General features: G+C 46.9%; 21 protein-coding genes. 17 read left to right on the top strand and 4 right to left on the bottom strand.

The annotated features are described in order from the left end of the window. The first annotated feature begins 308 nt into the window (after positions 1-308). The 14 genes from rsxA (at position 309) to ACSSU7_RS11410 (ending at position 11,111) form a co-directional block, all read left to right on the top strand. Positions 309-902: an electron transport complex subunit RsxA gene (gene rsxA, locus ACSSU7_RS11475; RefSeq protein ID WP_135278586.1), complete on the top strand. Its 594-nt coding sequence runs from the start codon at positions 309-311 to the stop codon at positions 900-902. A 149-nt stretch (positions 903-1,051) separates the two neighbouring features. Continuing rightward, positions 1,052-1,630, top strand: coding sequence for an electron transport complex subunit RsxB (gene rsxB, locus ACSSU7_RS11470; protein WP_492516600.1), 579 nt, complete (start codon positions 1,052-1,054; stop codon positions 1,628-1,630). After that, positions 1,627-3,564, top strand: coding sequence for an electron transport complex subunit RsxC (gene rsxC / locus ACSSU7_RS11465; protein ID WP_492516599.1), 1,938 nt, complete (start codon positions 1,627-1,629; stop codon positions 3,562-3,564). Before rsxB ends, rsxC begins: the two co-directional genes overlap by 4 nt. Positions 3,565-3,600: 36 nt before the next feature. Continuing rightward, positions 3,601-4,620, top strand: a complete 1,020-nt coding sequence (gene rsxD, locus ACSSU7_RS11460) for an electron transport complex subunit RsxD (protein ID WP_492516598.1) — start codon at positions 3,601-3,603, stop codon at positions 4,618-4,620. 21 nt (positions 4,621-4,641) lie between these two features. Beyond that, a complete protein-coding gene (gene rsxG / locus ACSSU7_RS11455) occupies positions 4,642-5,304 on the top strand; it encodes an electron transport complex subunit RsxG (RefSeq protein WP_492516597.1) in 663 nt (220 codons plus the stop codon). Beyond that, entirely contained in the window at positions 5,301-5,993 is a 693-nt protein-coding gene (locus ACSSU7_RS11450) for an electron transport complex subunit E (protein ID WP_492516596.1), read from the top strand. The genes rsxG and ACSSU7_RS11450 overlap by 4 nt, the downstream gene beginning before the upstream one ends. Positions 5,994-6,010: 17 nt before the next feature. Further along, on the top strand, positions 6,011-6,676 hold the full coding sequence (nth, locus tag ACSSU7_RS11445) for an endonuclease III (RefSeq protein ID WP_492516595.1): 666 nt from the start codon (positions 6,011-6,013) through the stop codon (positions 6,674-6,676). After that, entirely contained in the window at positions 6,673-7,752 is a 1,080-nt protein-coding gene (locus ACSSU7_RS11440) for an FIST C-terminal domain-containing protein (RefSeq protein WP_492516594.1), read from the top strand. Before nth ends, ACSSU7_RS11440 begins: the two co-directional genes overlap by 4 nt. A 15-nt stretch (positions 7,753-7,767) precedes the next feature. Then, entirely contained in the window at positions 7,768-8,205 is a 438-nt protein-coding gene (locus ACSSU7_RS11435) for a DUF1841 family protein (protein ID WP_492516593.1), read from the top strand. Between the two features lies 1 nt (position 8,206). Continuing rightward, complete coding sequence (locus tag ACSSU7_RS11430) at positions 8,207-8,764, top strand: sigma-70 family RNA polymerase sigma factor (protein WP_492516592.1); 558 nt, start codon at positions 8,207-8,209, stop codon at positions 8,762-8,764. A gap of 9 nt (positions 8,765-8,773) precedes the next feature. Continuing rightward, the gene (locus tag ACSSU7_RS11425) at positions 8,774-9,031 is read left to right on the top strand and encodes a zf-HC2 domain-containing protein (RefSeq protein WP_492516591.1); all 258 of its coding nucleotides are present in this window, start codon (positions 8,774-8,776) and stop codon (positions 9,029-9,031) included. A gap of 50 nt (positions 9,032-9,081) precedes the next feature. Continuing rightward, the gene (locus ACSSU7_RS11420) at positions 9,082-9,408 is read left to right on the top strand and encodes an HvfA family oxazolone/thioamide-modified RiPP metallophore (RefSeq protein ID WP_492516590.1); all 327 of its coding nucleotides are present in this window, start codon (positions 9,082-9,084) and stop codon (positions 9,406-9,408) included. A 23-nt stretch (positions 9,409-9,431) separates the two neighbouring features. Then, entirely contained in the window at positions 9,432-10,346 is a 915-nt protein-coding gene (locus ACSSU7_RS11415) for an HvfB family MNIO-type RiPP peptide maturase (RefSeq protein WP_492516589.1), read from the top strand. Positions 10,347-10,361: 15 nt separating this feature from the next. After that, positions 10,362-11,111, top strand: coding sequence for an HvfC family RiPP maturation protein (locus tag ACSSU7_RS11410; RefSeq protein ID WP_492516588.1), 750 nt, complete (start codon positions 10,362-10,364; stop codon positions 11,109-11,111). Positions 11,112-11,158: 47 nt separating this feature from the next. On the opposite strand, the gene ACSSU7_RS11405 is transcribed toward ACSSU7_RS11410, so the two are convergent. The 3 genes from ACSSU7_RS11405 to ACSSU7_RS11395 all read right to left on the bottom strand — a co-directional run bounded on the left by ACSSU7_RS11405 (position 11,159) and on the right by ACSSU7_RS11395 (position 15,242). Further along, complete coding sequence (locus tag ACSSU7_RS11405; RefSeq protein WP_492516587.1) at positions 11,159-11,353, bottom strand: DUF1289 domain-containing protein; 195 nt, start codon at positions 11,351-11,353, stop codon at positions 11,159-11,161. A gap of 50 nt (positions 11,354-11,403) precedes the next feature. After that, complete coding sequence (secA, locus tag ACSSU7_RS11400) at positions 11,404-14,133, bottom strand: preprotein translocase subunit SecA (RefSeq protein ID WP_492516586.1); 2,730 nt, start codon at positions 14,131-14,133, stop codon at positions 11,404-11,406. Between the two features lie 143 nt (positions 14,134-14,276). Beyond that, the gene (locus ACSSU7_RS11395) at positions 14,277-15,242 is read right to left on the bottom strand and encodes a M23 family metallopeptidase (protein WP_492516585.1); all 966 of its coding nucleotides are present in this window, start codon (positions 15,240-15,242) and stop codon (positions 14,277-14,279) included. A gap of 48 nt (positions 15,243-15,290) precedes the next feature. Between ACSSU7_RS11395 and ACSSU7_RS11390 the strand changes: the two genes are divergently transcribed. The 3 genes from ACSSU7_RS11390 (at position 15,291) to ACSSU7_RS11380 (ending at position 18,813) form a co-directional block, all read left to right on the top strand. After that, positions 15,291-15,710 (top strand): DciA family protein, encoded by a 420-nt coding sequence (locus tag ACSSU7_RS11390; RefSeq protein ID WP_492516584.1) that lies wholly within the window; start codon positions 15,291-15,293, stop codon positions 15,708-15,710. Between the two features lie 229 nt (positions 15,711-15,939). Continuing rightward, positions 15,940-17,967, top strand: coding sequence for a sodium-translocating pyrophosphatase (locus tag ACSSU7_RS11385; protein WP_492516583.1), 2,028 nt, complete (start codon positions 15,940-15,942; stop codon positions 17,965-17,967). Positions 17,968-18,120: 153 nt separating this feature from the next. Further along, positions 18,121-18,813: a VIT1/CCC1 transporter family protein gene (locus ACSSU7_RS11380; RefSeq protein ID WP_492516582.1), complete on the top strand. Its 693-nt coding sequence runs from the start codon at positions 18,121-18,123 to the stop codon at positions 18,811-18,813. Positions 18,814-18,901: 88 nt separating this feature from the next. Here the strand turns inward: ACSSU7_RS11380 and ppa are convergent, their stop codons facing one another. Beyond that, complete coding sequence (gene ppa, locus ACSSU7_RS11375) at positions 18,902-19,450, bottom strand: inorganic diphosphatase (RefSeq protein WP_492516581.1); 549 nt, start codon at positions 19,448-19,450, stop codon at positions 18,902-18,904. Positions 19,451-19,556: the final 106 nt, after the last annotated feature.

Below are 19,556 nucleotides of genomic sequence, written 5' to 3'. Positions count from 1 at the left end.
ACCTGAATGTTTCATAATTTTCTGTATTTATTACGCACAATTTCCAATTGACGATGATTTTATAAAAACATTAGCCAGCATCGTTTCAGCAGACACCGCCCATCGTAAAGATTATCACACCTACAACACTAAAATCCTCGTGCAAGATTGCCGTCGCTAGTATCAACCTGCAACTTACTCAACGGCAGTAAAAACTTATAGCAGCATTTATATATCAAACACTTAACGCAAGTGTGCCCTTAACTGATTTACACCGGAACAAACGCTGTATAATCTAAAAAATTATCGCTGAAACCCATATTTGAAATATGACTTTCGATTTTCATCATTACATCATGATTTTGATTGGCACCGTGTTTGTAAACAACATTGTGCTAGTCAAGATTTTGGGCTTGTGTCCATTCATGGGGGTTTCTAAAAAACTAGAAGCCTCTATCGGGATGGCCGGCGCCACTGCGCTGGTGTTAAGCGTGGGTTCAATGACGAGCTGGGGTATCAATCACTACCTGCTGGAGCCAAATGGCCTGTTTTATCTGCGCACACTTTCTTTCATTGTGATTATTGCTGGCGTAGTACAGTTAACAGAAATGGTCATGGAAAAGAACTTCCCCACCCTACACCAAGGCTTGGGTATTTTTCTGCCGCTAATCACCACCAACTGCGCGGTGCTTGGCATCCCGCTACTCAATGCGCAAGCCAGCCATAGTTTTTTAGAATCACTGTTCTTTGGGCTAGGTGGCGCACTTGGTTTTTCATTAGTGCTAATACTGTTTGCGTCCATGCGAGAGCGATTAGAAGGTGCGGACGTGCCTGCTGCATTTAAAGGTTCGGCTATCGGGATGATTACCGCCGCATTAATGAGCTTGGCATTTATGGGCTTTATGGGCCTAGATAAATATTAGACTTAAGGACAAATACTAGACTTAAGTATTAAAACTTCAGCAACAATAAAATATTGTATTAAAGATTTGGGTGCCGCCAAATTTCATTAAACAACATAAGCAACTATTAAAATATTAGCCACTTTATTTAAAAATAATCAAAAAGCGATATGTTATTAACCTCCATCTACGTCATGCTTGGGCTAGCCTTAGTGCTGGGCGCTTTGTTAGGCATTGCGGCATTACTTTTTAAAGTAGAGGGCGACCCACTGGTGGCACGTATTGATGCCATCTTACCGCAAACACAATGCGGCCAATGTGGCTACCCCGGCTGCAAACCCTACGCAACAGCCATCGCCAATGGTGAGGCCGATATCAACCAATGTCCACCAGGTGGCGATGCCGGCGTGCACGCGTTGGCTGATTTACTAGGTGTAGAGTATAAACCCCTCAACGCGGAGCACGGTTTACCCAAGCCAAAGTCTGTCGCCTTTATTGATGAAGCCACTTGCATTGGCTGTACTTTATGCATACAGGCGTGCCCGGTAGACGCCATTTTAGGTGCGGCTAAGCATATGCATACAATTATCGCCTCAGAATGCACAGGCTGCGAATTGTGCTTGGCGCCCTGCCCGGTAGACTGCATTAGCATGGAGCCACTGGCTGAAACGCCTGACAACTGGAAGTGGAAATATCCGGTATTCCCCATCAAGGCATTGCCTGCAAATTCTGGCAAGGTGTCTTCATGAATAACATTATTCAATTTGCCAGCAAGCTGATTAAAAACCTCACTACAAACACGGCAAATGACGTACATAAATTTCATGGTGGCGTACATCCAGATGGCCACAAATATGAGTCAACCACCCGCCCGATTGCACAACTGCCGATTCCGGAGACGCTGACCCTACCCCTACGTCAACATGTTGGCTACATTCCGAAATTGAAAGTCAAAGTAGGCGATTACGTATTAAAAGGGGAGATGCTTGCCGAGGCGGAGGGCACGGTATCCGCTGCCATCCATGCGCCGACTTCCGGCACCATTACCGCTATTGAAGAGGCGGTGATTCCGCACCCTTCCGGCTTGCCTGACATGTGCGTGATCCTGACACCAGATGGTAAAGACCAATGGAAACCATTAACACCGATAGACTGGAAAAACACAGCGCACAGTGAACTGATTAGCAGCTTACGCACATCGGGCATCGTGGGGCTAGGCGGCGCGACATTCCCCACACACATTAAACTGCGTAAAGATGGATCATCCGCTATCCATACCCTAATTATTAATGCAGCGGAGTGCGAGCCTTACATCACATGTGATGACATGCTCATGCGCGAACGTGCAGACGAAATCATCAAAGGAGTAGCCATCGCCCAGCATTTACTGGGGGCAGCTAAGGTAGCCATCGGTATTGAAGATAACAAGCCGGAGGCCAACCATGCCATGACGACTGCCAGCCAAGCATTAGCTAACGCATCTGTCACTACGGTGCCTACGCTCTACCCCAGTGGCGATGCGCGCCGGCTCATTCATTTACTCCTTGGCGTAGAAGTGCCGCATCATAAACGCGCAACCGAGGTTGGCATTCAAGTATTTAACGTAGCCACCGTACTCGCGATTTATCGCTATTTCACTTTCGGCGAGCCTAGCGTAAGCCGCATAGTGACAGTGACCGGCAATGTTGCCTCACCGCAGAACTTTGAAGTTTTGTTGGGCACACCCATGCCATTACTGATGGCTGCTGCTGGCGGTGCCAAACCAGACACCACCCACTTTGTAATGGGTGGCCCGATGATGGGTTTTGACTTACCCAGCCTAGACGTACCTGTGACCAAAGCCGCTAATTGCATTATAGCCGCTAGCCCGGCCTTGTTTGCACCACCGCCCCCAGCACAACCATGCATACGCTGCACACGCTGCGCGGACGCATGCCCAGTGAATTTACAGCCGCAAGAGCTGTATTGGTTTGCCAAATCTGACAACTTTGAAAAGGCCCGTGATTACAATTTATTTGATTGTATCGAATGTGGCTGCTGCACTTACGTTTGCCCCAGCAACATCCCGCTCGTGCAATATTATCGCTACGCAAAAAGTGAGATTATTGCGCTCGACAAAGCACAAGAAGCAGCCGATTTGGCACGTGAACGCAATGACTTTAGGCTTGCACGCATCGAACGCGAAAAACTGGAACGGGCGCAAAAACATGCGGAACGGGCAGCCAGCGCTAAATCCAATGAACCTAAACCCGAGCTAGCTGAAGCAGAAAAAGCCACTAGCAATCCAGATGCTGTTGAAGCGAAAAAAGCTGCAATTGCAGCAGCTATAGAGCGAGCAAAAGCACTAAAACTAGCTGCGGCCAGCAGCAATGCGGCAAAAAATAGCTCCGAGCAGCCCGCGCAAGATGAATCATCAGCACATAAAACTGAGCCTAGTGCAGCCGAGACAATGCTAGACGCCACGACCACGGCAGCCAATGAGGCACAAGCCAAAACAGATAAAAAAGCACTGATTGCTGCGGCAATTGAACGAGCCAAGGCGCAAAAGCTAGCGGCAGAACAAACTGGCGATGCCCCTAAAAATACAGAAAACCTGAGTGCTAAGGTCAAAGCGGAGATCGATGAAATTGAAGCCATACGCACTAAAGCACAGCAAATGGTTAAAAATAAAGTACCTGATTAATGATTAACTCACTCTATTGCCATTAGGATATGACGATTGAACCGTTCACCTTACATCACTGACGCACCTAGCGTAAGCATGATTATGCTCAAAGTATTGCTTGCGCTGGTGCCGGGCATCGTGGCTTACGCATGGGTTTATGGCGCAGGCATTTTGCTCTCGCTCGCACTCGCCACAATTACCGCACTAATCACCGAAGCGGCTATTTTAAAAATTAGACAACGACCTATTGCCCCCAGCCTCGCAGACCTGAGTGCCGTGGTCACGGCATGGCTATTGGCACTAGCACTACCGCCGCTCGCGCCATGGTGGCTGGTGGTGGTGGGCACGCTGTTTGCGATTGCAATTGCCAAGCAACTCTATGGTGGCCTAGGCTATAACCCGTTTAACCCAGCCATGGTTGGCTACGCTGTGCTATTGATTTCCTTTCCGGTAATCATGACCAAATGGCCAGCGCCACTAGCGTTGGCAACAACACCATTAGGATGGACTGAACAATTTAGATTAATTCTCGGCAATGTATTACCCACTGGCGTACCACTAGATGCAGTCACCTCAGCAACACCGCTAGACTACCTAAAAACACAGCGCATGCTGCAACTAGAAGTAGAAGCCATTTCACAGGCACCTATTTTTGGTCACTTTGGCGCTAAGGGTGGGGAGATGGTTACCGCAGCTTATTTGCTCGGTGGCCTATATCTATTGCAGCAGCGTATTATCTCCTGGCATTTACCCACTGCATTTATTGCCGCACTAGGGTTAATTTCCTTTATATTTAATTTGATTGAACCTAGCCAATTTGCAGGCCCAAGCCTGCACTTAATGGCTGGTGCATCCATGCTATGCGCGTTTTTTATTATTACAGACCCGGTCAGTGGCCCTACCACGCCTAAAGGCAAACTATACTTTGCCGCCGGTGCAGGTGTGCTCACTTATTTAATTCGCGTATATGGCGGCTATCCAGATGGCGTTGCATTTGCGGTATTAATCATGAACATGTGCGTACCATTGATTGATGCGCATACCCAACCACGTGTATTTGGACATAAGCGCTAAACCATATAAGTAGGCAAGACAATGTCAGAAACTATTATTAAACACGCCATTAAAACAGCAGGCACGCTCACTGCATTTGCGCTAGTGGGTACGGCCATACTTGCTTATATATTCATCATCACGCGCGCGCCGATTGAGGCAAGTGAAGCTGAGGCACGCCTCGCTCTGTTTTCGCAGATATTGCCGCACGACACTTATAACAATGATTTACTGAAAACAGAACTCACTATCCCGCCTAATCCATTACTGGGTAACCGTGTACCCAGCAAAGCCAATATTGCCAAATTAGGGGATGAAACTGTGGGCGTCATTCTGGAAGCGATTGCACACGATGGCTATGCTGGTGACATTAAGCTGCTGCTTGCTATCCGTGCAGATGGCTCTATCAGCGGCGTGCGCGTGCTTGCCCACAAAGAAACACCGGGGCTGGGTGATTACATAGAAATTGAACGCAATGCCTGGATCACACAGTTTAGCAATGAATCTTTAACTAAAACCGTTGCCAAAGATTGGGCGGTGATTAAAGATGGCGGTAAGTTCGAGTACATGGCTGGTGCTACAATTACACCACGTGCAGTCGTAAAAGCGGTAGCTAAGGCATTACAGTTTTTTGATGAAAACAAGCCCTTGTTATTAGAAAACAAAACTGCAGATAAAGCGCCACAAAGTAAGGACGCGACATGAGCATCTATAAAGAAATCACCCTCAATGGGATTTGGAAGCAAAACCCGGGCGTAGTGCAACTATTGGGCTTGTGCCCAACGCTGGCCGTTACCACTAGCGTCGTCAACGGGGTAAGCCTTGGCTTGGCAACAGTATTGGTGATGGCGGCAGCGAATGGCACCATTTCCCCCGTGCGTAAATATGTCCCCAACGAGATTCGCGTACCTGTATTTATTTTGGTGATTGCAGCATTGGTCACCGTGATTGATTTGTCTATCAATGCGTTTGCGCACCCGCTACACAAGGTTTTAGGTATTTTTATCCCGTTAATTGTGGTGAACTGCATTGTACTCGCGCGCGTAGAGTCATTTGCCGCTAAAAATGCGCCGATACCATCCATTCTGGACGGGTTTATGATGGGCATAGGGTTAACCTTAGTATTAGGCTTGCTAGGTGGCATGCGCGAGCTTGTCGGTAAAGGTACCTTATTCTCAGGCCTAGACCTAGTATTTGGACCCGCAGCCAAACAGTTTGTACTCACTATCATCCCGGATTACCACGGCTTCTTATTGGCGGTGTTGCCACCAGGCGCGTTTCTAGGCTTAGGCATGCTGATTGCGGCACGCAACTGGATGGATATTAGAAACAAAGCAAAATCAGCTGACGAGCATACAGCCACATCGGCACTGCAACCAGCGCTCCACCCTTAACCTGTCAATCACGCCTTATGAATGCAGAAAAACGCTTAGAAATATTTAAACGCTTAAAGTTAGCCATCCCTAATCCAGCCACAGAACTAAATTACAGCACTACTTTTGAGCTACTGATTGCTGTAATGCTGTCAGCACAAGCCACGGATAAAAGTGTCAATCTGGCAACCGACAAGCTTTTCCCTATCGCCAACACCCCTGAAAGCATTTTGGCATTGGGGCTGGAGAATTTAGAGCACTACATTAAAACCATAGGCTTGTACCACTCTAAAGCCAAAAATGTGTTAGCTACCTGCCAAATACTGATACAAAAACACCAATCGCAAGTACCGCACTCGCGCAGCGCATTAGAGGCGTTGCCGGGCGTTGGCCGAAAAACTGCCAACGTGGTGTTAAATACAGCGTTTGGTGAACCTACCATCGCCGTGGATACGCATTTATTCAGACTGGGCAACCGCATCAAGCTTGCTACTGGCAAAACCGTGCTAGATGTAGAAAAGAAATACATTAAAACCATTCCGGCAGAGTTTATGCAGGATGCGCATCACCTGCTTATTTTACACGGGCGCTATGTGTGTACGGCACGTAAACCTAAGTGCGCAGAATGCTGCATAGAAGACCTATGTGAATATCAGGCAAAAGAATACTACCTGCCACCTAGCGCTGCCGCCGCAACCAAATGAAAGTCGCCACCAGCATTGTATTAGGACGCCAAGCCCTGCCAGCACTAGCTGCGCAAGCGGTCACCAATGCCATGCACAAAGCTGGAATCGCCAGTGCCAACGCAGTGTTGCTGTTACTAACTTCAGAGTTCGCCAGCAATCCGCAAGCCGCCATTAAAGCTGCAGCCAAGGCCGCGTCTTGCACACAGGTGACGGGCTGCTCAGCAACTGGCATTTTTACGGAAGAGGACTGGGTGTTAGACACGCCAGCAGCTGCAGCCATGGTGTTTGGCGGTGATATCAGGCTAGAACTAGCCCGCCACAACCATGACCAGCAGCCACTTTTGACCATCGCCGCACCCAGTGCAATTAACAGTACATGGCTCGACCACGACACCCGCTATGGCGGTATCTCTGGTGACGTTACCGGGCAAGGGCCGTTCTCGGTATGGCAAAATGCAAAAGGTGATGTCACAGGACATATCGAGATGTTTATCTCCGGGGTAAAGATGGCAACTCAGGCCGCACATGGCTTAAGCTTGCTTAGCACCCCAAAGCCGATACAAGCCAGCCAACAGTTTAATCTACAGCAGCTAGGCAAACATAAAGCACTTAGATCCTTACAAAAAGCTTGGGATAACGACCACAAGGCACCGGAGCCCTTGCCGCTACATTTAATCATGGCGGTATATGGCGAGAGTACAGAGGCTATTCTGCAAGGTAATTATCATCAAACAACGATTATCAGCTGCGACGAAGCAGACGGTAGCGTCACACTCGCTCATTCTTTACCCGTGGGACAGTATTTAAGCTGGGCACTGCGTGATGCAAACAGCGCCCAAGCTGACATGTCGATAGCCGCAGATACGCTAGCCACAAAGCTAGGCAGCAACCCAGACTTTGGCTTATTATTTTCATGCTTAGGGCGAGGGCCGTACCTCTACGATGGTGAAGACCTAGACTTAAAAGTCGTGACCAAGCGCTTCCCAAACATGCCATTATTAGGCTTTTATGGTAACGGTGAAATTGCCTGTATCAATGGGCAGAATCAGCTGCTACCTTACTCTACCGTTCTTTCATTATTTTCAGCGTTATAGCGCAATAGGTATTTTATGAGTTTATATAACCCCAGCCGCGACCAAGCCAGACAGTTTTTATTTGACGCGTGGGCAAAATTTAAACAACACGCCCAGCTCTCAGATTTAGAGAAAATTGCAGTAGAGGTGATGCAAATGCACCCCGAATATCACGCCATACTAGATGCGCCAGAGCGTTATATGCAGCAGCAGTACTTTCCAGAAATGGGCGAGACCAATCCGTTTCTGCACTTAAGCTTGCATTTATCCGTGATTGAGCAAATAGCCATCAACCAACCCATTGGTATCCATGGCATTTACGAACAGCTCAAACAAAAACATCAAGACCAACACCTCGCACAACACGATATTTTAGATTGCCTCGCCGAAACCATATGGCAATCACAGCGCAACAACACACCACTAGACTCTGCACATTATCTGAGCCTATTACAACAAAGAGTAGCGGCTTAATATGCACAGCAATGTTAACGATTGGCTGAATGAACATGGTGATTACCTATATCGCTTTGCGCTAGCACGCTTAAAAGATACGCATCAGGCAGAAGACGCAGTACAAGAAACCATGCTCGCTGCAATTAAGCACAACAGCTTTGCAGGTGACTCATCAGTACGCACCTGGCTCACGGGTATACTCAAACATAAAGTAGTGGATATGCAACGCAAGCTAATCCGCGAACAGCCGATATCAGACCTCATTGATTTAGATGCTGGCGAAGAAAGTATGGACGACTTTTTTGACAAAACCGGCCATTGGCTGGATAAGCCGCAATCTTTTGACATGCCAGACCATGCGCTAGAACAAAGCCAGTTTTTAAGTGTACTAGACACCTGCATGCAAAAACTACCTAAGAAACTCAAAGCCATTTTTATGTTAAGGGACGTACATGAAATGGAGAATGAAAATATTTGTAAGGAACTTGATATTACACCGACCAATGCTTGGGTAATGTTGTATAGAGCTAGGATGGTGTTAAGAAAATGTTTAGAGATGAACTGGGTTAAAGGCTAGGTGATACATATGATGACCTGTAAACAAGCCAGCAAACTCATCTCGCAGTCTCTAGACCGTCCTTTATCTTGGTCTGAACTTATGCAGCTAAAACTGCATCTCATGATTTGCGATGCATGTAGCCGATTCAAAAAACAATTGAATCTACTGCGCGTAGCACTGCAGAACATAAGAACCAATATGGAAAACAATAGTGCTATTACGCTCCCATTAGCTGCAAAGGCGAGAATTATTGATCAGATAGAGTCTGACCAGCAATCTCAGTAACTTTTATTAGTTGTAATCAGTGGTAACTCTTTTAATTAAAGGAAACGACAATGAACAAAACACAAAAAACTCTTTCTCTTGCTATTGGTGGCGCATTAGCACTTTCAGTGGCGGCAACCACAGTGAATGCAGCAGAAAATCCATTTGCATTAAAAACCCTTGCTAGTGGCTACCAAGTAGCAGATGCACACGATGCAAAGTCGGCTGACGGTAAATGTGGCACAGGTAAGTGTGGTACCGCTGAAAAAGCCAAAGAAATGAAAATGAAAGATGCAAAATGCGGTACCAGCAAAACCAGCAGTGCAGAAAAAACTAAAGAAGGCACTTGTGGCGGTGAGAAAGCCAAAGAAGGCTCATGCGGCGGCGAGAAAAAATAAGCACCAGCAGATTGATATAGCGCATGATGAGTCCGTTGATTAATCGTAGTCAAATTCATGGTGCTGGTCTGGGGTTGAAGCGAGAGCTGATACCCCAGATTCAGTCGCTCGACAACCAAACATTAATTTCTAACATCCAGTTTGTTGAAATAGCCCCAGAAAATTGGATTGACGCGGGCAGTAAGGCAAGCAAACAGCTAGATTGGTTTGCGGCGCGCTACCCTATCGTATGTCATGGCCTTTGCTTATCACTGGGCGGCATTAGCCCGCTAAATACTGACTTCTTGCATCAGGTTAAGCAGTTCATAAACCACTATGACATCGATATCTACACTGAACATTTAAGCTATTGCACAGATGGCTACAAAGGTAAGCAAGGCTATTTATATGACCTGTTACCTATCCCCTTTACCGAAGAGGCAGTACACTATGTGGCAAAGCGCATTCGTCAAACCCAAGACATACTGGGCAGACGCATCGGGATAGAGAACGCCTCATTTTATGCAGCTGCGCCCATCTCTGAAATGAGCGAACTGGCCTTTCTTAACGCAGTGCTGAGCGAGGCGGATTGCCTGTTACATCTGGATATCAACAACATATACGTCAACAGCGTAAACTTTAACTTTGACCCATTCGCATTCTTGCGTGGCATACCGCATGAACGCATTATTTACAGCCATATCGCCGGGCATTATCAACAATCACCAGATTTACTCATTGATACGCACGGAGAGAATGTCATCGACCCGGTTTGGGCACTCCTGAAAGACGCCTACGACTTATTTGGCGTGTTTCCCACCTTACTAGAGCGCGACAGCAATATTCCAAAGTTAGACACACTCATGCAAGAAGTAGACAAAATCGCCGACCTGCAACGCCAAGCAATTCCGCGTAGCAGCAAAGACAATGCAAATACACTCACACCGCTGATGATTTGAATTAGCTAAATAATCATGTCGAGCCAGCTACTCAGCTTCCAACAATATCAACTAGCGTTTACAGCACGCATACGCGATGCGCACAACCAGCCTATTCCTCTGGGTGTTGCGCCTGAGCGCATGGCGGTTTATGACGAAATTGTATTTAACAACCTGCTTGAGTCTGTATCCGCATGCTTTCCGGTCGCGCGTAAAACCATAGGTAAAGCTGCCTGGCTTAAATTGGTACGCACTTTTTTAAAAGACCATTCGGCAGATACGCCACTGTTCCGCAAAATTCCAGAAGAATTCTTAGCCTTTTTACAGCACACCAATCTGGCATTGCCACCTTATCTGCAAGCGCTATGCCACTATGAATGGATAGAGCTTTATCTCAGCACATTGCCGGCACTCGACCGTCAAGAAGCCGACGTGCATGGTGATTTGGCGCTCCATCCCTTGGCATTTACACAAGCAATGCAGCTACTCACTTATGACTACGCCGTGCACAAAATCTCTCCTAAACATAAACCTAGGGGCATAGAACCCACGTACCTGTTAGTGCACCGTGACGCAAACGACAAGATTAAATTTATCGAGCTAAACCCGATGACATTTAAACTAATTACGCTATTAAAAGCTGGAGAATTGACTGCGGAGCAAGCACTGACCATGCTTGCAGAGGAATTAAAACACCCCCAACCACAAATCATTATGCAATTTGGATTAGGGGTCTTACTAGACTTGAAAAATCAGGGAATTATCCTTGGCACAGCACCGCAGTAATATCAAAAGGATAATCATCGACTACTGCCGAACACCCTATACCTTACTTAATCGAAACTAACAGTCTCGCTCTGACGCGTTTCTAACACAGATAACAGGTTCTGCTGCTCAGCTGGCTGCATATCCCACCAGCCTCTAATTTCTGGGATGGTACGATAACAACCATGGCAAAAGCCTGTTGTTTCATCAATGCTACAAACCCCGATACAGGGGGATTGTACTTCTACTGTATTGTCTGACATTGCTAACCCTATTCTTAACTTAATACACCATGTTTGAGCTTAATATACGCTTAGCTTAATACGCCATGGCACTGCTTATATTTTTTACCTGATCCACATGGGCATAGGTCATTACGGCCTACTTTAGCGCCATCACGTACCATAGGCTGCTGTGCTGCCACATTTGCTTCGGTATCTTCAGAAACATCACCAGCCAGTGCTTCTGCATAATCTGCATGCTGGTATTGCACATTTTCAACTTCGACTGGTTTTTCTACCGCTTCAACATCCGCCTCAGTTTTTACTTGTACCAACATGGTCACTTTAGTGACTTCAGTTTTAATGGTGTTGAGCAAGCCCTCAAACAGCTCAAATGCCTCACGCTTATATTCCTGTTTAGGATTTTTCTGTGCATAAGAGCGTAAATGAATCCCTTGGCGCAGATGGTCTAATGCAGCCAAATGTTCACGCCAGTGGTTATCTAAGCTTTGCAGCATTACTGAGCGCTCAAACTGACGCAAGATATCTGGGCTAGCCAAATCTTCTTTTGCCTGATAAGCCTCGCTTGCCGCGGCAAGTATACGCTCACGCAATGTTTCTTCGTGTAGGTCAGGGTTATCTTCCAGCATTTTTTGTAAACCGATCTCTAAACCAAGATCAGCTTTCAACTCACGCTCTAGCGCTGGCACATCCCACAACTCTTCCACGCTATCAGGCGGAATATGCGTAGCCACCATGGTCACAATCACGTCTTCACGCATGGCTTTAATCGTTTCACCAACATCCGCAGCTTCCAGCAACTCATTGCGTTGCTCGTAAATCACTTTACGCTGGTCATTCGACACATCATCAAACTCTAATAATTGTTTACGAATATCAAAGTTACGGCCTTCAACCTTACGTTGTGCATTTTCAATCGCACGCGTGACCCAAGGGTGCTCAATCGCCTCACCATCCGGCATATTCAGTTTGCCCATAATCGCTGAAACGCGATCAGAAGCAAAAATTCTTAACAATTGGTCTTCTAAAGATAAATAGAAACGGCTAGAACCCACATCACCTTGACGGCCTGAACGTCCACGCAACTGATTATCCACACGGCGTGACTCATGGCGCTCGGTACCTACGATATGTAAACCACCGGCTGCCAGCACAGCATCATGCACCTGCTGCCAGGCTGCTTTAATCTCAGCCACGCGGCTTTCTTTTTGCGCATCAGTCAATGATGCATCATCATGCACTGCAGCGATTTCAGGCTCAGGATTACCGCCCAACACAATGTCGGTACCACGGCCAGCCATGTTAGTAGCAATGGTAATGACACCGGGACGCCCTGCCTGCACAATAATGTGCGCTTCACGTTCATGCTGCTTCGCGTTTAATACCTGATGCTCTAACTTTGCCTCAGTGAGCAATTTAGAAATCAGTTCTGAGTTCTCAATTGAGGTCGTACCGACCAACACTGGCTGCCCACGGCCTTGGCAATCTTTAATATCTAAAATCACCGCCTCGTATTTCTCGCGTGAGGTTCTATAGACTTTATCCATTGCATCTTTACGTTGCATCGGGCGATGCGTCGGGATCACAACGGTTTCTAGGCCATAAATCTGGTTAAATTCGTAAGCCTCGGTATCTGCCGTACCCGTCATACCAGACAGTTTGCTGTACATACGGAAGTAGTTTTGGAAAGTAATGGATGCCAGCGTTTGGTTTTCTTTTTGAATCTCAACGCCTTCTTTCGCTTCAACCGCTTGATGCAAGCCATCAGACCAACGGCGACCTGCCATCATCCGGCCAGTAAACTCATCCACAATCACGATTTCGCCATCACGCACTACATAGTGCTGATCGCGATGGTAAAGGTTGCGTGCGCGTAGCGAAGCATATAAATGGTGTACTAAAGTAATATTAGACGCCTCATATAGACTTGAGCCTTCAGCCAGCAAACCAGCTTCTGCCAATATTGCCTCAGCATGTTCATGGCCTTGTTCAGACATCACTACATTCTGTGCTTTTTCATCCACCCAGAAGTCGCCTTCGCCCTCTTCCTCTTTTTGTGGAATCAGTTTCGCAGCCACTTCATTGATTTGCGTATATAGGGCTACGCTGTCATCCGCCTGACCTGAAATAATCAGCGGGGTACGTGCTTCGTCAATTAAAATCGAATCGACTTCATCGATCAATGCATAGCTCAGACCACGTTGTACGCGCTCTTCACGGCTGTAGACCATGTTGTCACGCAGGTAGTCAAAACCAAATTCGTTATTGGTACCGTAAGTAATGTCTGCTGCATAAGCCGCACGTTTAGCTTCATTAGGCATTTGCGATAAATTAATACCAATCGACAAACCTAAAAAGTTATAAAGCTTACCCATCCACTCCGCATCGCGCTTGGCAAGGTAATCATTGACGGTAATGACATGCACACCCTTACCGGTAATGGCATTCAAGTAGGTAGGCAAAGTTGCCACCAAGGTTTTACCTTCACCAGTACGCATTTCGGAAATTTTGCCAGCATTCAGCACCATACCGCCGATAAGCTGCACATCAAAGTGGCGCATGCCTAAAGCACGGCGGCCGCCTTCGCGCACTACGGCAAATGCTTCCGGCAGCAATTTTTCTAAAGATTCGCCATTGGCAAAACGTTGCTTAAACTCCTCTGTTTTCGCGCGTAGGCCATCATCACTCAACGCCTGCATTGCAGGCTCTAATGCATTAATTTGCTCTACTTTCTGTGCATATTGCTTAACCAGCCTATCGTTACGGCTACCGAATAATTTTTTGAACAACGTAGATATCATGAAATGAAATACTTTCCGCTAGAGGATAAACAACTTTAAATTGAGTAAAGATTGAAGTTAAGTGTGAGATTGTAAACTCGAAATGCCTGACAGGTAATAAATCATAAGGTATTAAGTGGGGTTTATTTTTATAATTTCAATAGTTAGCGCGATGCACTAAGATATTTTCTTGGGTCTAACGGGTTACCATTCAACCGGATCTCATAATGCAAATGCGGCCCGGTTGAACGCCCGGTGCTCCCCACCTCGGCAATAATTTGCCCTTTTGCCACACGCTGTCCCACACTCACCAGCAACTTGGAAGCATGGGCATAACGTGTTTCTAAGCCAGAGCCATGGTCAATCTTGACGATTTTACCATAATCAGGGGTCTGCTCTGCCGTTGATACAATACCGCCAGCGGCAGCGTAAATCGCAGTACCGGTTGCGGCGGTAAAATCTAAACCTTCATGAAAAGCTTTACTGCCGTTAAATGGGTCTAAACGCCAGCCAAAACTAGACGAGTTAAACGCGGCATCTACCGGGCTACTGTTCGGCAAGGTGTTTTTTAATACGCTTTGCTGCAGCAGCTTTGCTTCTATATCACTTAAATATTCTGTTTTAACTTCAATTTTTTCCATTAATTCGGCAATCTTAGTTTGCAGCTCAGCCTCAGACAACGGCGCACTGTGCACTAATGGCCCACCTTGATTGGCACCGATTGATGCATTCACTGGGTTGGCGAGTACCGGATCAAGGCTGGAGGTTGGTGAGTAATTGGGTTTAGGGCTAACGCTAGGCTCAACTTTATTGTTGCGCACAGCTTTCTTATCACCCGCCAGCTTGGCCAAACGCTCGCTTTGCGCATCCAAGCGCATCAAACGCGCCTGCATTTCACCTAACTGCACTGCATAAGCATCCAGATGTTTTTGTGGGTTATTGAAAGAAAAACGTAAATGATGTGGAATCAGTGACTTTACGCCCTTCTGTGCAGAGGGCTCCTGTGGCACAATGAACATAAGCATAAACAGGACTGGCAACATCACCAGTGCAAACACGATCATACTGACTTGCAGTATAGAAAGCGTTTTGGCTTTTGCCATATTGTTTGAGACTAAAATGATATTCATACTACCCCTAATCCCTGCAAGTAACTTATAAAAGCGCAATCAAGCACTATGCAAAGATTTAATACATTACTTACGCAGCCTGAGTTAAACGAGCTCAATCAACGCACCCTAGAAGCACAGACTTCGCAAAAACTTTGGGCGGAAATTGCACCTGATGGCTTGGCGAATCATAGCCACATCAGCAGCATCAAGAACAAACAGTTTACTGTGTATGCAAACAACAACGCGGTGGCTGCAAAAATTAAGCTTTTAATTCCTAGCTTATTGATTCAGCTAGAAAAGCAAGGGTACGAAGTTACTGCAATTCGTATAAAAGTGCAAGCAAAATCTAACCCGCTACCCACACCAAAATCCACAAAATCACTGAGTTCAGAGGCGGTTAGCCAGCTACAAAAACTAGAGCTGCAGCTCTCAGGCACCACTCTAGGCGACTCACTTAGCAGGCTACTCAAAAACGCAAACAAGTAACCGGGCACGATGCAATCGGCAGTTAGCGACCGCTGCTATTGTTGACCTAGCCTAATAGTGCAATAATGAAGTCATGTTACAATTTATTTACAAATTTTAAGGAGCATTAAACCTCAACTTAAGCTTTATCTGCAACAGATGTTTAGCACCTGATTTTATTTAGTACCTAGTTTCGTTTCACACGAGTTTTATTTTGCAGTTTTAATAAAAATTTAGATAGGGAGAAGTCATGTCAGTCGAACTAATGATTGCCATAGGCGCCGCGATATTAGCGGTACTTTACGGCGCAGTAATGAGTAAGTGGATTACAGGTTTACCCGCTGGCAATGCTCGCATGCAGGAAATTGCCAGTGCGATTCAACAAGGGGCAGCTGCATATCTTGCCCGTCAATACAAAACCATCACCATCGTTGGTATCGTCCTAGCCGTTTTAATTGGTATATTCCTGAATGCCACCACTGCTATTGGCTTTGTAATAGGTGCCGTGCTATCTGGGGCATGTGGCTTTATCGGCATGAACGTTTCAGTGAAGGCAAACGTTCGCACCGCCCAAGCCGCAACCAAAGGCATTGCACCCGCATTGGATGTAGCATTTAAAGGCGGGGCGATCACAGGCATGCTCGTGGTTGGCTTAGGTTTATTAGGCGTAACGGGCTTTTATGCTTATTTAGGTGGTGAATCAGCCACCAACCTGAATCCATTAATCGGCTTGGCGTTCGGCTCATCCCTTATCTCAATTTTTGCGCGTTTAGGCGGCGGTATTTTTACTAAAGGTGCCGACGTTGGCGCTGATTTGGTGGGTAAAGTTGAGGCTGGCATCCCGGAGGATGACCCGCGGAACCCCGCGGTGATTGCCGATAACGTAGGTGATAATGTGGGTGACTGTGCAGGCATGGCGGCTGACTTGTTCGAAACCTATGCAGTAACCTTGATTGCCACCATGGTACTAGGCAGCCTATTACTCACCAACGCTGGCGCCAATGGCGTAATTTACCCACTAATGTTAGGCGCAGTTTCGATTGTAGCGTCTATAGTTGGCTGCTTTTTTGTCAAAGCCTCACCTGGTATGAAAAACGTGATGCCAGCGCTGTATAAAGGCTTGGCGGTAGCTGGCGTACTTTCACTGATTGCATTTTATTTTGTCACCACCAAAATGTTCCCGAATGGCCTTACTGCTGGTGATTTAGCTATCTCCACCAACCAACTATTTGGCGCATGTGCGGTTGGCTTAGTGCTAACAGCCGCTTTGGTGTGGATTACGGAATACTACACCGGCACCGATTACGCGCCGGTGAGGCACGTAGCGCAAGCCTCTACTACTGGCCACGCCACCAACATTATTGCTGGCATTGGCATTTCAATGAAATCTACTGCACTGCCTGTCATCTCGGTATGTATCGCCATCTATACCTCATTCCATTTAGCGGGCTTATATGGCGTTGCAATTGCGGCTACGGCAATGCTCAGCATGGCAGGCATAGTGGTTGCACTAGATGCCTATGGCCCCATTACCGATAACGCTGGCGGCATTGCGGAAATGGCAGAATTACCTAGTAGCGTACGTGATGTAACCGACCCATTGGACGCGGTAGGCAACACGACTAAAGCCGTGACTAAAGGCTATGCCATTGGCTCCGCTGGTTTAGCTGCGTTAGTGCTATTTGCTGACTACACGCACAAACTGGAAGGTGCAGGTATTGCGGTCAAGTTTGATTTAAGTGACCCAATGGTGATTATTGGTTTATTTATTGGCGGCTTGATTCCGTTCCTGTTTGCAGCCATGGCAATGGAGGCAGTAGGCCGTGCCGCCGGCGCAGTGGTGGAAGAGGTGCGCCGCCAATTCCGTGATATTAAAGGTATTATGGAAGGCACGGCAAAACCAGAATACGGTAAAGCGGTAGACATGCTGACTACAGCTGCCATCAAGGAAATGATGATACCTTCACTCTTACCTGTGGCTGTGCCGGTGATCGTAGGCTTGACGCTTGGGCCAGTTGCACTTGGTGGCCTACTTATGGGGACTATCGTGACCGGTTTGTTTGTTGCAATCTCCATGTGTACTGGTGGTGGCGCTTGGGATAATGCCAAAAAATATATTGAAGACGGCAATCATGGCGGTAAAGGTTCTGATGCGCATAAGGCTGCAGTGACCGGTGATACGGTTGGTGACCCATACAAGGATACGGCTGGTCCTGCCGTGAACCCGTTGATTAAAATTATCAATATCGTGGCATTGCTGATTGTGCCTTTACTTTAATCAGCAACGCACACAGAGGGCGGCTAAGGCCGCCTTTTTTATTGGCTGGGCCAACGCACGCTTGCTGCTATTGATATAAAAGCCGCAATTTTAAAATTGTCCGACTTACGTTATACAATCATGATTACGTTTAACTTTAAATAAAGAGCCCCTATGCGACACTCCGAATTCCACCGCTCACATCGCATCGGATGGCTGCGCGCTGCGGTACTAGGGGCGAATGACGGTATTATCTCCACCGCCAGCTTAATCATAGGCGTTGCCTCAGCTGGCGTATCTAGCAGCAGCATACTCATCACCGGAATCGCTTGTTTAGTTTCTGGGTCAATGTCGATGGCGGCAGGTGAATACGTTTCTGTCAGCTCACAAGCTGATACCGAATCAGCAGACCTAGCGCGTGAGCGCTTAGAGTTAGCCAGCGACCACGAAAGCGAACTAAAAGAACTCACCGGCATTTATATCAGCCGCGGCTTAACCCCAGAGTTAGCGCATCAGGTAGCCGTGCAACTTACCCATCATGATGCCCTAGGCGCTCACGCCAGAGATGAGCTTGGCATTACCGAAACCATGAACGCGCGCCCGATGCAAGCCGCGCTAGCCTCTGCCGCAACCTTTGCAGTCGGCGCATCGTTACCACTGTTGGTCACTTATTTTGCGCCTGCCACTGATACTGCGCTTTATGTAGGCACCTCATCCCTAGCTTTCTTGGCGATACTAGGCGGGCTTGCAGCACAGGCGGGCGGTGCCAATATTATGGTAGGCGTGGCACGCGTCGCATTTTGGGGTGTAATCGCGATGGCTGCCACAGCAAGCATTGGTGAACTATTTGGTGTGGTGACGGCTTAGCTTCTTAATATCAACAAAATTAACCAGTGCTTGAATGCAAAAAAGGCAGCGTAAGCTGCCTTTTTTAATTTGTTTAAACCTACGTTAATTAGAACGCTGGTTTAACTTGTGCATTATTGTAATTCTCTACACTGTTTAAGATTTCTTGTTTAGCTTGTTCGATATCGCCCCAGCCGTTAATCTTAACCCATTTGCCTTTATCTAAATCTTTGTAATGCTCAAAGAAGTGGGCAATCATGTTCAAGCGCCATTCTGAAACATCGGTATGTGCTTTCAAATGACCATATAAACCACAAACTTTGTCTACAGGTACTGCCAACACTTTTGCATCCATACCGGCTTCATCTTCCATCAACAACACGCCTAGTGGACGGCAACGTACCACTACACCAGGAATCAACGGCACTGGCGTCATTACCAACACATCAACAGGGTCGCCATCATCTGATAATGTGTGTGGCACGTAACCATAGTTGGTTGGGTATTGCATTGCAGTACCCATGAAGCGATCAACAAAGATTGCGCCGCTCTCTTTATCTACTTCATATTTTACTGGGTCACCCTGCATTGGAATCTCAATAATCACATTGAAATCGTTAGGGACATCTTTACCGGTTGGCACTTGGTTTAATGACATGGTCTATTCCTAAATATAAATACTACTAATGAATTTTGTAGGCGCAATTATAGCAAGCCCGCAATAAACGCACAGAAAAAAGTCGTAACAAAGTGTATTGGTGCTT

The sequence above is a fragment of the Methylotenera sp. E1MeOHC1 genome (assembly GCF_058745595.1).
This window is presented reverse-complemented; position numbering and strand designations above follow the sequence as displayed.

What these genes read in the sequence shown, in the direction of transcription:
- rsxB (WP_492516600.1), top strand. Translation starts at nt 1,052, where the DNA reads ATGTTATTAACCTCCATCTACGTCATGCTTGGGCTAGCCTTAGTGCTG.
- ACSSU7_RS11415 (WP_492516589.1), top strand. Translation starts at nt 9,432, where the DNA reads ATGATGAGTCCGTTGATTAATCGTAGTCAAATTCATGGTGCTGGTCTG.
- rsxC (WP_492516599.1), top strand. Translation starts at nt 1,627, where the DNA reads ATGAATAACATTATTCAATTTGCCAGCAAGCTGATTAAAAACCTCACT.
- ACSSU7_RS11435 (WP_492516593.1), top strand. Translation starts at nt 7,768, where the DNA reads ATGAGTTTATATAACCCCAGCCGCGACCAAGCCAGACAGTTTTTATTT.
- nth (WP_492516595.1), top strand. Translation starts at nt 6,011, where the DNA reads ATGAATGCAGAAAAACGCTTAGAAATATTTAAACGCTTAAAGTTAGCC.
- rsxG (WP_492516597.1), top strand. Translation starts at nt 4,642, where the DNA reads ATGTCAGAAACTATTATTAAACACGCCATTAAAACAGCAGGCACGCTC.
- ACSSU7_RS11385 (WP_492516583.1), top strand. Translation starts at nt 15,940, where the DNA reads ATGTCAGTCGAACTAATGATTGCCATAGGCGCCGCGATATTAGCGGTA.
- ACSSU7_RS11440 (WP_492516594.1), top strand. Translation starts at nt 6,673, where the DNA reads ATGAAAGTCGCCACCAGCATTGTATTAGGACGCCAAGCCCTGCCAGCA.
- ACSSU7_RS11420 (WP_492516590.1), top strand. Translation starts at nt 9,082, where the DNA reads ATGAACAAAACACAAAAAACTCTTTCTCTTGCTATTGGTGGCGCATTA.
- ACSSU7_RS11410 (WP_492516588.1), top strand. Translation starts at nt 10,362, where the DNA reads ATGTCGAGCCAGCTACTCAGCTTCCAACAATATCAACTAGCGTTTACA.
- ACSSU7_RS11390 (WP_492516584.1), top strand. Translation starts at nt 15,291, where the DNA reads ATGCAAAGATTTAATACATTACTTACGCAGCCTGAGTTAAACGAGCTC.
- secA (WP_492516586.1), bottom strand. Translation starts at nt 14,133, where the DNA reads ATGATATCTACGTTGTTCAAAAAATTATTCGGTAGCCGTAACGATAGG.
- ACSSU7_RS11425 (WP_492516591.1), top strand. Translation starts at nt 8,774, where the DNA reads ATGATGACCTGTAAACAAGCCAGCAAACTCATCTCGCAGTCTCTAGAC.
- ACSSU7_RS11395 (WP_492516585.1), bottom strand. Translation starts at nt 15,242, where the DNA reads ATGAATATCATTTTAGTCTCAAACAATATGGCAAAAGCCAAAACGCTT.
- ACSSU7_RS11430 (WP_492516592.1), top strand. Translation starts at nt 8,207, where the DNA reads ATGCACAGCAATGTTAACGATTGGCTGAATGAACATGGTGATTACCTA.
- rsxA (WP_135278586.1), top strand. Translation starts at nt 309, where the DNA reads ATGACTTTCGATTTTCATCATTACATCATGATTTTGATTGGCACCGTG.
- ACSSU7_RS11450 (WP_492516596.1), top strand. Translation starts at nt 5,301, where the DNA reads ATGAGCATCTATAAAGAAATCACCCTCAATGGGATTTGGAAGCAAAAC.
- ppa (WP_492516581.1), bottom strand. Translation starts at nt 19,450, where the DNA reads ATGTCATTAAACCAAGTGCCAACCGGTAAAGATGTCCCTAACGATTTC.
- ACSSU7_RS11405 (WP_492516587.1), bottom strand. Translation starts at nt 11,353, where the DNA reads ATGTCAGACAATACAGTAGAAGTACAATCCCCCTGTATCGGGGTTTGT.
- ACSSU7_RS11380 (WP_492516582.1), top strand. Translation starts at nt 18,121, where the DNA reads ATGCGACACTCCGAATTCCACCGCTCACATCGCATCGGATGGCTGCGC.